The 13,428-nt window shown below is 39.8% G+C and carries 17 protein-coding genes; 14 read left to right on the top strand and 3 right to left on the bottom strand.

Translation table 11 applies throughout. The annotated features are described in order from the left end of the window. Window positions 1-7 precede the first annotated feature (7 nt). Entirely contained in the window at window positions 8-442 is a 435-nt protein-coding gene (locus PO903_RS13165) for a MerR family transcriptional regulator (RefSeq protein ID WP_069327107.1), read from the bottom strand. Between the two features lie 479 nt (window positions 443-921). On the opposite strand from PO903_RS13165, the gene PO903_RS13170 reads away from it, so the two are divergent. The 3 genes from PO903_RS13170 to PO903_RS13180 are packed head-to-tail and all read left to right on the top strand — an operon-like array spanning window position 922 to window position 4,161. Beyond that, on the top strand, window positions 922-2,304 hold the full coding sequence (locus PO903_RS13170) for an ammonium transporter (protein WP_273593630.1): 1,383 nt from the start codon (window positions 922-924) through the stop codon (window positions 2,302-2,304). Window positions 2,305-2,344: 40 nt separating this feature from the next. Next, a complete protein-coding gene (locus PO903_RS13175; RefSeq protein WP_502921645.1) occupies window positions 2,345-3,427 on the top strand; it encodes a DUF294 nucleotidyltransferase-like domain-containing protein in 1,083 nt (360 codons plus the stop codon). Continuing rightward, window positions 3,424-4,161 carry an exonuclease domain-containing protein gene (locus tag PO903_RS13180; protein WP_137222438.1) on the top strand — a complete coding sequence of 246 codons (738 nt, stop codon included), beginning with the start codon at window positions 3,424-3,426 and terminating at the stop codon, window positions 4,159-4,161. The genes PO903_RS13175 and PO903_RS13180 overlap by 4 nt, the downstream gene beginning before the upstream one ends. A gap of 27 nt (window positions 4,162-4,188) precedes the next feature. Here PO903_RS13180 and PO903_RS13185 read toward each other — a convergent pair whose 3' ends face one another. Together PO903_RS13185 and cimA are read right to left on the bottom strand one after the other, a co-directional pair. Further along, a complete protein-coding gene (locus PO903_RS13185; RefSeq protein WP_273593632.1) occupies window positions 4,189-4,764 on the bottom strand; it encodes a M67 family metallopeptidase in 576 nt (191 codons plus the stop codon). Window positions 4,765-5,012: 248 nt separating this feature from the next. Beyond that, window positions 5,013-6,632 carry a citramalate synthase gene (gene cimA / locus PO903_RS13190; RefSeq protein WP_069327083.1) on the bottom strand — a complete coding sequence of 540 codons (1,620 nt, stop codon included), beginning with the start codon at window positions 6,630-6,632 and terminating at the stop codon, window positions 5,013-5,015. Window positions 6,633-6,818: 186 nt separating this feature from the next. Here cimA and PO903_RS13195 point away from each other — a divergent pair, with 186 nt between their 5' ends. The 11 genes from PO903_RS13195 (at window position 6,819) to PO903_RS13245 (ending at window position 13,281) form a co-directional block, all read left to right on the top strand. Next, complete coding sequence (locus PO903_RS13195; RefSeq protein WP_273593633.1) at window positions 6,819-7,379, top strand: Imm50 family immunity protein; 561 nt, start codon at window positions 6,819-6,821, stop codon at window positions 7,377-7,379. Window positions 7,380-7,459: 80 nt separating this feature from the next. Continuing rightward, the gene (locus PO903_RS13200; protein WP_273593634.1) at window positions 7,460-7,915 is read left to right on the top strand and encodes a tetratricopeptide repeat protein; all 456 of its coding nucleotides are present in this window, start codon (window positions 7,460-7,462) and stop codon (window positions 7,913-7,915) included. Beyond that, the gene (locus PO903_RS13205; protein ID WP_273593635.1) at window positions 7,912-8,454 is read left to right on the top strand and encodes a hypothetical protein; all 543 of its coding nucleotides are present in this window, start codon (window positions 7,912-7,914) and stop codon (window positions 8,452-8,454) included. The genes PO903_RS13200 and PO903_RS13205 overlap by 4 nt, the downstream gene beginning before the upstream one ends. A 12-nt stretch (window positions 8,455-8,466) precedes the next feature. Continuing rightward, window positions 8,467-8,940: a hypothetical protein gene (locus PO903_RS13210; protein WP_273593636.1), complete on the top strand. Its 474-nt coding sequence runs from the start codon at window positions 8,467-8,469 to the stop codon at window positions 8,938-8,940. Between the two features lie 29 nt (window positions 8,941-8,969). After that, on the top strand, window positions 8,970-9,590 hold the full coding sequence (locus PO903_RS13215; protein WP_273593637.1) for an SMI1/KNR4 family protein: 621 nt from the start codon (window positions 8,970-8,972) through the stop codon (window positions 9,588-9,590). 13 nt (window positions 9,591-9,603) lie between these two features. Beyond that, window positions 9,604-9,978: a hypothetical protein gene (locus PO903_RS13220; protein ID WP_273593638.1), complete on the top strand. Its 375-nt coding sequence runs from the start codon at window positions 9,604-9,606 to the stop codon at window positions 9,976-9,978. A gap of 42 nt (window positions 9,979-10,020) precedes the next feature. Next, window positions 10,021-10,398, top strand: coding sequence for a hypothetical protein (locus tag PO903_RS13225; protein ID WP_137222454.1), 378 nt, complete (start codon window positions 10,021-10,023; stop codon window positions 10,396-10,398). Between the two features lie 11 nt (window positions 10,399-10,409). Next, a complete protein-coding gene (locus tag PO903_RS13230; RefSeq protein ID WP_273593639.1) occupies window positions 10,410-10,757 on the top strand; it encodes a hypothetical protein in 348 nt (115 codons plus the stop codon). A gap of 91 nt (window positions 10,758-10,848) precedes the next feature. After that, complete coding sequence (locus tag PO903_RS13235; protein WP_273593640.1) at window positions 10,849-11,295, top strand: DUF6386 family protein; 447 nt, start codon at window positions 10,849-10,851, stop codon at window positions 11,293-11,295. Between the two features lie 59 nt (window positions 11,296-11,354). Then, window positions 11,355-11,789 carry an immunity 26/phosphotriesterase HocA family protein gene (locus tag PO903_RS13240; RefSeq protein ID WP_273593641.1) on the top strand — a complete coding sequence of 145 codons (435 nt, stop codon included), beginning with the start codon at window positions 11,355-11,357 and terminating at the stop codon, window positions 11,787-11,789. 202 nt (window positions 11,790-11,991) lie between these two features. Next, the gene (locus PO903_RS13245; protein ID WP_273593642.1) at window positions 11,992-13,281 is read left to right on the top strand and encodes a DNA polymerase IV; all 1,290 of its coding nucleotides are present in this window, start codon (window positions 11,992-11,994) and stop codon (window positions 13,279-13,281) included. Window positions 13,282-13,428: the final 147 nt, after the last annotated feature.

Consider the following 13,428-nt stretch of genomic DNA (forward strand, 5'->3'; position numbering starts at 1 on the left):
AGACAAATTACATCATGCCTGAACTTTGACCTAGCAGGAATTTTAACGCCTCGATACAGGCGGCACTTTGAGGAATCAGATTAACAAATGCACGTTTGGCTTGATTAGGCTTCATTTGTGAAAGTAAAGGTTCGAGTTCACGTACTTCGCGTTGCAATTGAAGCATGTGTTGTTCCAACTCGGTGAGTCGTTGCGTAACCTGTTCTTCGTCTGAAACCCGATCCCAGGCGTGCAGTTTATCTCTAATTTCATCAAGAGTGTATTTGTCCTGCTTTAACTTTGTTATACGTTCCAATCGTATTAAGGTTTCAAAACTATAGAGCCTATAGTTTTTTAAGGAACGACTTTCTGGTTGTATCAATCCGAGCTTAGTGTAGTAATCAACTGTACGTTCACTAATGCCGGCTGTTTTGGCTAATTCGCCGATCCGATAAAGTTTCATATCCCCAAGGTATCCACCCCCATTTATAGTCATGATCAAAACAGGATCCCTTGAGTTTGCATCCTGTTTGTTTATATTACAGGAATACAAACGTTGCAGTCAAACCATACAGTGTAACGTTATGCTTGCTTTTACATATTCTGTCACACTATATGAAGGAAGACTTAAATCTAGTATAATCACGATCCCTTAAATTTAGATGAAAATGATCTGAATACTATATAAATAGTATAAAAAGTAGTCATTATCATAAATATAAAAATACGTATAAAAAATAGGATCAAAATCGCTCAAAAGCTTGAATTCACTGCACTTTGACGATGTTAAACGGTAAAGAATTAAAGTAAGAGTAGATGTAAGAAACAAAATATTTTCAAAAATTGAAAATTAACTCTTGTCATTCTTTCATTATTCTGATTATAATGACATTAAGGATTTCACGACATGTGAAGTAATATTACATAAGGAGAGTGGGTTATATGAGAAAAAAATGGGCCGTTATGGGGTTAGCGGCATCAACCCTTCTTGCTTTTCCATTAAGTGCTTTTGCATCAGCTGAGGTTACAACAGCTGAGGTATCCACAGGACTTAACACGTTCTTCGTGTTCCTGGCGTTCGCACTGGTGTTATTCATGCAAGCTGGTTTTGCACTGTTAGAAGCGGGTTCAGTACGTATGAAAAATGCGGGTCACGTTGCAGGTAAAACAATTCTTACACTGGGTATTGCACTCATTGCTTTCTGGGCTTTTGGTTTTGGTCTTGGATTTGGTAATGGTAATGGATTTTTCGGGTATGAAGGATTTTTCTTAAGTGGTGAAGGAATGATGGGGTCGTTTGATGCACTATCTGGGCTTGGTATTCCAATCTCAATGATGTTCCTTTTCCACCTTGCTTTCGCAGCAGTCTCCTTATCTATTGCTTTTGGCGGATTTGCTGAACGTGCGAAGTTAAGTGTGTATATTATCTTCGGTATTTTGTTTACGGTTATTATTTACCCGATCATTGCTCACTGGGTATGGGGTGGCGGGTGGTTAGGCGCTATGGAGATGCAGGATTATGCAGGTTCTACCGTTGTCCATTTGACAGGTGCAACAGCAGGTCTAGCCGCTACATTAATGCTTAAACCTCGTCTTGGTAAATACAATAAAGATGGTAAGCCTAATATTATTCCAGGTCATAACCAGATTTATTCTGTAGTCGGTGTATTTATTCTCTGGTTCGGTTGGATGGGCTTTAACCCGGGTAGTGCGCTATCTACATTAAATGATGGATTCTTCACTTATGTGGCGCTGACAACTAACCTTGCAGCCGCAGCAGGTGGTGTAGCCGCTCTATTGATCTCATGGGTTGTTTTTGGTAAAGCAGATATTCCAAGTATGTTAAATGGTGTGCTTGCTGCACTTGTAGCGATTACCGGTTCTTGTGCTTTTGTCGATGTATGGGCGGCTATCGTAATCGGTCTGGTAGCAGGTATTGTAACCTTCTTTACATCACAATGGTTTGAAAAAGCAGGAATCGATGATCCAATCTATGCGTTCTCTGTTCATGGTATTGCAGGTATGTGGGGAGCAGTCTCTACAGGATTCTTCGCTACACCGGAATTAGTAGAAAAAACAGGCGTTGGTTCTCCAGGATTGTTCTATGGCGGTGGATTCCATCAATTGGGTGTTCAGTTGCTAGGGATGATCGGTACATTTATCTTTGTTCTCGTGATCTCTCTTCTTATCTTATGGATCATGAAATCGATCAATGGTATTCGTGTTACTGAAGAAGAAGAAATGATGGGTCTAGATATTAGTGAACATGGTTCTTATGGTTATCCTGAGCAAATGAGAGCATTAGGTGAAGATGCGCGCAAATAACGCTCTTTTCTCCAACATCATGAAGAAAGAGCAGTAGGGGATGAAGCTGATGAATGAATATTCTTTTGATCTTCCCTTGCGTGATCTTGCCGATGCTGATACTCCGCAATTATTGAAAGAAAAACGCATATCGATGCAGACCGAATTGTATCAAGCTTTGCCGGATAGCGACACGCGTCAGTGGGTAAAGAAGGTCAATGAAATGCACGATCATGTAATGCAACAGGCAGTAGCCATTTGTGAAAAACAATTAAGTGAGGCGGGCTACGGTCCGCCTCCTGTTGCATATTCTTTTATTGTTTTCGGTAGCGCAGGGAGATTGGAATCTACACTTTGGAGCGATCAAGACAATGGATTGATCATAAGTGATGAACCTCATGAGGGCAAAGAAGATTATTTCAAACAATTTGGCAGTACACTTGCAGATATATTAGAAGCGATAGGTTATGAGAAATGTCAGGGAAAAGTGATGTGCTCTGAGCCGATGTGGCGTAAAACGCTAACCGATTGGCGTACTCAATTGAATACATGGCGTAGTGATCTCAGTTGGGAGCCTGTTCGTAATTGGATTATCGCTTCCGATATGAGGCATATGGCAGGGGATACTGAACTTTCAAACGCATGGTTAGATACGTTATATGGAGGGATCAAAGAAACACCTCAATTACCAGCGGCAGTTTTGCGAAATACGGTTCGTCATAAAGCAACACTCAATGTATTGGGTCAGGTCGTGGCTGAACGATTTGGCGAGCATGCAGGTGATTTCGATGTAAAGTATGGTATTTATATTCCGCTTGTTAATGCATCACGTTATCTGGCATTACAGCATGGTATCTATGAATCTTCTACATTAAAGCGATTAGAACGGCTTATTCAATTAGAAGCAGCCACGTTATCGCTACTGGAAATGATGCAAGAAGCTTTTTTAACAGCACTGCGTATGCGTAATTCTACACCTGTACAGCAAGTGGATGGATTGTATATCGGTACTGGATTTATGCCGCAAAAAGATTGGAAACAAAGACCTCTTTTCCATGAGCTTCGAGATAGTCTGGGAACAGTGAAAAAAGCACATCGTGTACTTCAACGGCAATTACGCTTTTTAGAAAGGAGACGCTTATGAAAGAGCCAGTGAAAACAGCGAACAATGGTTTTTGGCGCAGTCTGCGTAGTGGTGGTGTTCCATCTGCTATTGCTTCCGTATTCGGTGCTCCTTCTGCACAGCAAATGGCTTTTATAAGATCTCTTTCTCGTGAACAGCGTCGCCCTGAAGTATTGTATATGCCACTGAGCAAGTTAGAGACCGTCGTTTTCGATCTGGAGACGACGGGATTTCATGCTCAACATGGAGATGAGATATTATCTTTCGGAGCGGTCAAAATGATTGGCGATGAAGTGACAGATGAACAATTTTATACGTTAGTAAATGCCAAAACCAATGTTCCTGAAAATATTACAGAGCTGACAGGTATTACCCAGGAAATGATTGAAGGTGCACCTTCGCTAATAGACGGGTTGCATGACTTTATGGCTTTTGTCGGTAGATCGGTATTGATTGCTCATGGTACAGGGCATGATAAAGCATTTCTCAATGCCGCTTTATGGAAAACATCCAAAATCCAATTAACACATCGGATACTGGATACAATGATGATCGGCAAATGGCTTAAACCTTCACTTGGTAGTTACGGATTAGATGAATTATTGGAAGAAGCACGTATTCCGATTACACTTCGCCATCATGCACTAGAAGATGCCAAAATGACAGCTTCGTTATGGGGAGAGTACCTTCGTCTAATGCGTCATAAACAGGTGGATACACTCGAAGATTTGTATGCTTATTTGAGTAATTTCTAAGATTGATTTCAAAGAAATTAATATGATTTAAACCAGTCTCAATGCGCAAGATTGCAATGTATACAAAGGTGTATCTGAGGCAGTTGAATCTGCTAAATTATCCGTGATCACTTGATAACCTGCTATAGCCAAAGATTGCGTATTGTAGGTATACAAATGGTCTTTGTGTACATGATCTTGATCTGAGATCATAAGCCATGAACGATCTATCCATTGTGGCTGATCAGATAAAGCAGTAGATGATGATCCAATTAGATAAATAGGGGTCAAAGCACCAAATTGCTGTAATTGAATAAGATCTGTGGAAGAAGGTATAGGAGCAGACAATGGATGGGAATGAAAAATGCCGATCAAGTCAGTCTCTTGATAACAACATTGAACCCATTCGATAGGGTCAAACACGAAGTGGTGCAGCGGGTCAGGTGCAACGTTGCGTAGCTTCCGATAGGATTCGATGCGCATACCTCCCGCTGCTTTTCTACCGAGCAATACCCCGCAGACTTCTGAGGATAGGGAACTGCTCATATGGTCGGTCAGTAGCTGTAGGGCTGTTGGACGAATGGAGATGTCAGTCTCCCTATCTGTGCGCAGCAGGTCTGCCATTGTATTTACCCCTCTCTTTATTGGACTCTCCATGCAATCAGGAGAGTCACTTTTTTTATTATAATAGATATGTATTTGTAGAACGTTTCATAAAATAAGGCTCTGCGACCTATATCCAAAAGATATACGATCCAGAACCTTATTTTTGATATTCATCATATAACTAATAGATACAGAAGTGGATCACGCTCTCTAACGCTATGAAGCATTACAGTGCGAAGTTATCGTAAACATCTTACAATCTCTTATTAATGGTTCACGATCCCATGAATAGAAGGGCCGTTAGATAGATTCTGATCAGGCAAAGCTTGTCCAATAAGAGCATAACGGATACTGTCTACCAATGCTTCCCAACTGGCTTCAATAACGTTAGCAGATACGCCGACCGTACTCCAAGTATTACTTAGATTCTGTGATTCGATCAATACACGGACTTTAGAAGCGGTTGCGTCTGCTTCATCTAATACACGAACTTTATAATCGGATAGATGCATTTCACGTAAATTCGGATAATGTTCAACCAAAGCTTTACGAAGTGCATTATCCAGTGCATTCACCGGACCATTACCTTCAGCAGCAGTGTAGATACTGTCTCCACCGATTTTGAGTTTGACAAAAGCTTCAGATACAACAGCAGAACCTGCATTTTTTTCTACCAACATTTTGAACGATTCAAAAACGAATAATTCTTTAATTTCACCATTGGCTTCACGTAGCAACAATTCAAGCGAAGCATCTGCACCTTCGAATTGATATCCTTGATGCTCCAAATCTTTGATTTTACCAATAATCTGTTTGGTATTTTCATTTTCAGGGTCAAGGATCAGATCCATTTCTTTCGCTTTAGAAAGGATATTGCTTTGTCCTGCTAATTCAGAGACAAGAATACGCTGTTTGTTACCAATTTTCTCAGGTTCGATATGCTCATAAGTTCTAGAATCACGCAAAATAGCAGAAACGTGAATACCTCCTTTATGGGCAAAAGCAGCATTTCCAACATAAGGCTGATTAATAGGCATATGCACATTCGCAATTTCGCTAACATACCTTGCTGTATTCGTTAATTGAGCCATCTGTTCGTTACTGATACAGGTATAATCCATTTTTAATTGCAGTGTAGGTAGGATAGAACAAAGGTTAGCATTACCACAACGCTCACCATATCCATTCATTGTGCCTTGAATCTGTCTTGCTCCGGCTTGAACAGCGCTTAATGTATTAGCTACAGCTAGTTCGCAATCGTTATGTGTATGAATTCCTAGAGGAGCGCCGTCAAGTTCAAGATTTAATCTGGATACGATTTCATAAATTTCATGTGGAAGTGTACCACCATTGGTATCGCACATGGTTAACCAATCTGCACCTGCTTGGCGTGCTGTACGTAATACTTCTACTGCATATTCAGGATTGTTTTTGTACCCATCGAAAAAGTGTTCAGCATCAAAAATGAGTTCCATTCCTTGTTGCTTCAAATAGGAGATTGAATCTGCAATCATCGCTAGATTTTCTTCAAGTGTAGTCTGAAGTGCTGTATGCACATGAAAATCCCAAGACTTACCCACTAATGTAGCGGCTTGTGCACCGGATTCGATCATGCGTTTGAGATTATCATCCTGATGGGCAATACTCCCCTTACGACGTGTACTACCAAAGGCTGTGATTTTGGCATGTAATCCAAGTGTCTGTACTCGTTTGAAAAACTCAATGTCTTTGCCATTGCTTCCGGGAATACCGCCTTCAATATAATGAACACCAAGCTCATCAAGTTTTTTGGCGATTTTGAGCTTGTCATCTGCGGACAAACTGATACCTTCACCTTGAGTACCGTCACGAAGCGTAGTGTCGAAAATCGATATGGACTTTGACATAATGGGGAGTTCCTCCTTCATTTGTGCAAAAAAATGAATAGCTTTTTTTAGTGTTTCGTTAATCATTTGTGAAGTGGGGTGTCAATAAAGCATTGTTTTTTAGTATAATTTATTATTATATCACCTCACTTATGTAAGGGATACGATAATTTTGATTTTATTTAGTTTACTAGGAGGCAGTACATCATGCAATTACATATTCAAAAAGTTGAACAAAATAACAAGGTATTCACCCTTTATTATACGTCAGAACAACCTTTACCGTTTGATCCACACGATGTGGTCATGGTATCTGCTGGTGATTATGTAGTCGCAAGTGTGCATGAATTAACAGCAGATGCGATTCAGCTATATATTTCAACAGACGAACCGCTAGAGTGGGGCGATCAAGTTGTGATCCAACTGGCATTTTCACCGACAGTATCGATTGTAGGGAGTAAAGAGATTATTGCCAAATTAGGGCATTTTCCTGACTTCGAACATGGGGTAATAACTGATCATACTATTGGTAAAGACAAAGTGGAGTTAGATGTTCAATTGGCAGAACCTTTTGCAGATCATACGATCAAGCTTACTTTTTTGGAAGCGACTGAGATTGAATTTTCAGCACCGGATATGGAAAAGAATGAAATCGCTGAGATGGATTTCCGTTATGATGAAACATTGATGGTCGTTGATATTGAAGCAGCAAGAGGCATGTCAGGTAGTTTCTTCTGTGGAGGCATCAAAGCAGAGTTGAAATCGTAAGCTCTATGGAAAGGTTACCTCAGACTTAAGAGGACGACTTTTGAAGAAATATATCTGTAAAGAGATAAAGGGGGATAGATATGCCTAATTTGGAAGATTATAATCAACCGTTATCCGATCACATTGTAGCTATTGTAGAACAAGGAAATCGTTCTCACGAAGATCATAAATGGGATCAAGCGTTAGATAAATATACAGAGGCTTGGGAGTTGCTTCCAGAGCCTATAGCGCACTGGGATCTCACAGAATGGATTGCTTCATGTAAAGTAAGTATCTATATGGATCGTCAGGATTATCAACAGGCTCATAAATGGGCACTGCTTGCTCTAGAAGCAGTAAAAGATAATCCTAGACATACTTCAGCCCGAATAAATGTCGGTATAACCTGTTATGAGACAGGGGATACGTCCGAAGCATATACATGGTTTGAACAAGCCTATCAATTTGGTGGTACACGTGCTTTTCAAGGATTCGATCGCAAATATCTGCAATTCTATACACAGATAAAACAAACGGAAAAGGAGGAGACCCAATGACAGTTTCTTTAGATCAATTAACTATTCAAGATATTCCATGGAATCGGATCACTACGCCTTACGGGAGAGCGACAGAAGTTCCTCAAATGATCGCCAAAAGGAATTACAGTGGTCTATCCGATATCGTAGAACATCAATCGACATTATGGCAGGTCACACCATGGCTACTATTCTTTTTGTTAAAAGAATTATCTCTTCAATCACCAGATGAAGTCAGCGCAGCAGAGATTGATTTGTATGCAGGAGTAATTGAAGCTCTTTCTGAACACGAACAGTTGGAAGATACAGAGCAAACACTGGATGCAATGCCTCTTTTATTAGAAGAAACGTATCTTTGGGATAACGATGATCAAGATGATGAATTAGAATGGGAAAATGAAGAACCTCGCGGATATGATTCAGAAATCTTTTTCAATTATTATGTTTACAGTTATCTACTTCTGAAGCAAGCTCTACCTATATTTGAAAATATCTCACGTCATACGACAGATCAAGATATGCAAAATACGTTGCAGGACTGTATGGAGTACTTGGAATAAGGAGGATGGATTGTGCAGTATATCAAGTCGTTATTTGAAGATGAAATATACTATTTTGAAGTGGATGATCAACGGGTAGCTTATCGCCAGATTGTGATAGCAGAAGGTCAATCCAAAGTATCGATTGCGCCTGATTTTATGCTCGCTGAGAAAGAAGTTGATTTTGAACCGGATGAACAGATTGGTCTAATTGAATTTGAAATAATATGGGAATCTGCAATCTCATCCTATCGAAAGCAGTGGGATTATTACAAACAACAGTACTTGCCCGGTGATTCGGTAACTGGCATATTACGTATGTTCTATCCGCAAGGTTGTCTTATTCAATTGAATGAGCATGTGTATGCAATTGCCGATACAACAACATTGCCTGAACAGATGAATGGACAACCGATCGGAGTAGGATTAACGGTAACCGGTATTGTTAGTGGTTATGATGAGCAGAATCTATGGGTACAATTGGATCAATGTACGATCCACAGCTAGTCTATATCGGTGAAAGGAGATTATACATAATGAGTGAGCAGATTCAGACTCAACTCATACGAATCTATGATAAGTTGGAGCAATTGCGGATACAGGATAGTACATTTCAAGTATTCGGTGCTTTTCATCATCAGTATCGACTAAATACTGTCCAAACTGAAGCTGAAATCATTGCGTTTGAACAACAACATCAAATCGTATTACCTGCGGATTATCGAGCATTTTTGTTACAAATCGGTAATGGCGGGGCAGGGCCTTATTACGGATTAGAACGGCTAGCAGATGGCATCTATGAATCTTTAGATGATAAAAATGAAGCATTCGGACTGGTGAATATTTCGGCTGATTTTCGGTTTACTGAATCGTGGAATCTATTGTCTGCTGAGGAAGAGACAGAAGATGAGATTGATGAAGAAGCTATGTATGATGCCAAATGGGCAGATGGAATGCTGAGAATTAGCAATTATGGTTGCGGTGTATCGATTAATTTGATTGTACGAGGGAACAGTTACGGAGAAATATGGGTAGATGATCGATTCAATGATGGAGGAATATATCCAGATCATTATTTTGATAATCCCAATCGCTTACATTTTTTGGACTGGTATGAACTCTGGTTAGATCAATCGTTATTGAATCCAAGCAGGTAGGAGGGGTTTGAAATTGAATCCATTTATAGAGCAAGACGATGAGCGGGATGGACCGTTGCGAACGATAGAGGTTAATCAAGCGGAGATTGTTGCTTTTCAAAAAGCAATGTTGTATCTGAAATTTGCTTGTGAAGAAACAGATTCACTATTGTATGCAGGTAGTGATTCGCTGAATAGTCTACTTTATAAAATCATGAAAGCAAGTGATATGGCTGAAAGTTCGGTTTCATTTTATAATCAATCGTCTCTGATGAATGAAACATTTGTTGAGGAAAAGTTGAAGCGTCTAGAGCAAGAGCAACCCTATGTGAAGTCGTCCACTCACGAGCAGACTCAACAATGGATGAAGTCGTACATGTATCCGTTCCCATATTCTGGTGAAAAGTAAATTGCAAACAGATGTCATTTCATAAGAAATGAGGATGTACCAATGAAAGCTATTACCTATAAGCATAGTAAAGCTGATGGACTACTAGGATATGAATTATTGCCTGCACGTTATGGTGAAAAGTGGAATCAGATCGAAGCCGATTCTGTTTTTATTTATGCGGGTGATTTTGATTATTTGATGCCTTATCTGAAAAAGCATTATCCGATTGTTGATCCGGTGACCAAAGATCGATATGGATACTTTGATACAACAGGATTTAATCCGATCGCCAAAGCGCTCTGGACCAATATATTAGCCGAAATGAAAGCTTATCAGACCAAAGATCGTGAGCTCAAAGCTTTTATTCGCTCACTGGTTACATGGTTAGAGATACAGTTGGAATGGGCAGATGAGATTATTATTTTCGGAAATTTATGAGGTGAGTCATCGTGGGTTGGGAATACGGTATTCAATGTATAGAACATGATAGCATAAGTAAAGAACAGCAAGCCAAGCAGTTAATGGAGCAGTTAAGACAGGATTTGGTTACGTTAGATCTGGGTGATATGGTGATAGAGCAGGTAGACGATGGGTTGGTTATCACAGATCCTTCTCATACAGAGTGGCCGCATGTGGCACAGATTCAAGTGGAGCAGGCTGAGCTAGCCATTGAATCTATAGCCGAAGGCGAAGTGTATATTTATTGTTTGTTTCATCGACATGACGCACCTGTACGGCGAATGATTGATACCATCCAAACAATTATTTCTACCGAAGATAAGTGGATTGAATTGTAAATGATCATAAGAGTACTGGAAGAGATGAGATTGTAATCAGGATCAGATGTGCACATTATGAAATGAGTATAACCAAGAGAGGAGCAATCCAATGTCTAACCAAATTCAAGTCATTACAGACACAGCTACATTGTGTATTTACGATCTTCAAGCCCTTAAACATCGGTTAGAAGATACATCCGATTGGTGGTCTATTCCTGAAGATGAATTACTAGAAGTGAATTTAGGAAATGTTGCTTTTCTCAATGTAGGCGCAGATGGCTTATACACGATGCAACAGGTAGAAGATATACAACAACCAGCCGTACAATTGTGGATCAATGTTTCTTCGGGTCAATTGTATGCAGGAGCAGCAGAAAATGTAACAGGTGGCGATCTAGAACCTGAAGATGGAGACAGTGGACAGTATATAACGCTTGAACCTGGTGTCTATCATTTGAAAATAGCACGAAATGAACAACAGATTGAGTTTGCGCTGTTACGGACTGAGCATCAGCAAGCTACGAACGAGTTCAAAGATTTGATTCGTATAGGATAAGTAATAAGGAGATGAGCCCATCAGAGGACGTATTAATAAACGAAAAAAGGAGTTAGGAGATGTTTAAAAAGGTAAAGTATAAAGCAGGCGATATTTTTATGATTCCAATGCATGATCATCGATTTGCGATTTGTCAGGTGATTAGTGCTCTGCATGACCGATTTAAAAAGGTATTTTCATTTGGTGTGCTTTCTATTCAAGAAGATGAAGTCTATCACGGGGAACAACAGTATCTTTTATTTACAAATTATCGAGGATCTTTCTCCATGATCGTTACCGCCTCTAAATTACTCGCAAAAGGAACATGGCAAATCATCGATTATGCTCCATTATCGGCTGAACAAGCGTCGTTGCAATATTTCTCCGTTTCTAACCATCTATATCATAATGACGGCTACATCAGAATACTTGAAATCAGTGAATTACAAGATTATCCTCCACTTTCTGTAGCAGGATATGAATTAGTACAAAAGTATCTGGCTCAGTATCCATAAGGTTGAAATTGATTCATCTCTATTCAGCTCCAATACATACATAATAAAATGTCGAACGTTTGTACTTATTTTTAGAGGGATAGGATAGGCTAAATGATACAGTTACGATATAATAAAACCATACGATATTTATTGTAAATGATTCGGATCATCGAGCAAAGGGAACAGGGTACACTCTACACAGGCAAGGAGGATGATCAACTTGAGGCATCATGCCAATTACTACCCTGCCAAAGGAAGGGTCATTCTGCATGTGGATATGAATGCTTTTTACTGTTCTGTTCATACGGCGGAAGAACCTGACAAATATCAAGGAAAACCAACTGCTGTTGCGGGTAGTGTTGAACTTCGTAAAGGAATAGTGGTAACTTCATCGTATGAAGCTAGAAATCGTGGCGTCAAAACAGGTATGTTAGTTAGAGAAGCTTTACAAAAATGCCCGAATCTGATCTTAATTTCGCCTGATTTTTATTTGTATAAACAATACTCGATGGCATTTATGAATATTGCCTATAGTTATACGCCAATGTTGCAAGCAACCTCCATTGATGAATGTTATCTAGATATCACCGGTTCAAGTCAATTCGGTACACCTCCACAGATTGCTGAACAGCTACAACAACGGATCTGGGACGAATTGCATTTGCCGTGTTCGATAGGGATTGCTCCTAATAAATTACTGGCAAAAATGGCTTCTGATATGAAAAAGCCTAAAGGAATTTCGATTTTGCGTATACGAGATATGCCCAAGTTGTTGTGGGATAAGCCATGTGGACAATTATTTGGTGTAGGTGGTAAAACATCTGCCAAATTGGTAGATATGGGTATTCGCACGATTGGACAACTGGCGGCGGCAGATGAAGCTCGCTTAACAGCTAGATTTGGTGTAATGGGAAGCTGGCTCAAACAAGCGGCTAACGGTATTGACCATTCACCTGTTGAGATTGATCGTGAAGTCAGTAAGTCGATAGGGCATACCACAACATTACCCGCAGATATTCAAGCACGTGATGATATCAGAAGAGTAATGCTCAATCTAAGTGATCAGGTGTGTCGCCGATTGCGTCGTCAGAAATTAATAGCACAGACGATTCAGATTACGATTCGTACACCAGATATGAAAACGATCACCCGCTCCAAATCGCTGGCTGTTCCTACCGAAACCGCTGATGAAGTCTATCGTGAAGCTTGCGCATTGTATGATCGCCATTGGGGAGATCGTGCGCCTGTACGATTGCTGGGTGTATCTCTTCAGAATTTGCAACCGAAAGAAGAAGCGGCTCTACAAATGGATTTGTTCGATTATAGTCGTCAACCGGTCAAAGAACAGTTAAATGAAGTAATGGATAAATTACGTGACAAATTTGGCGAAAGTGCGATTTTGACAGCAGGCATGTTAGGTAATGATCCTTCGGTATTGATTCGCAATCACAAAATCAGAGGAACTTCGCTGCAAAAAGATAGAGTTATCTTACCAAGTATGGAAGAATAGACGCTAAATAGACATTAAAATAAAAAAATATAGTTTAAATTTTAGGGAATCTTGGATTAATGCAAGAGGTATGTTACAATTTGTGTATTGGAAATTGCTGGTTATTGATTTGAAATTATCGATTTTTTATATTATATTGTGAGTATA

It is taken from the genome of Paenibacillus sp. PK4536 (assembly GCF_028594455.2).
Lineage (GTDB): Bacteria > Bacillota > Bacilli > Paenibacillales > Paenibacillaceae > Saccharibacillus > Saccharibacillus nuruki.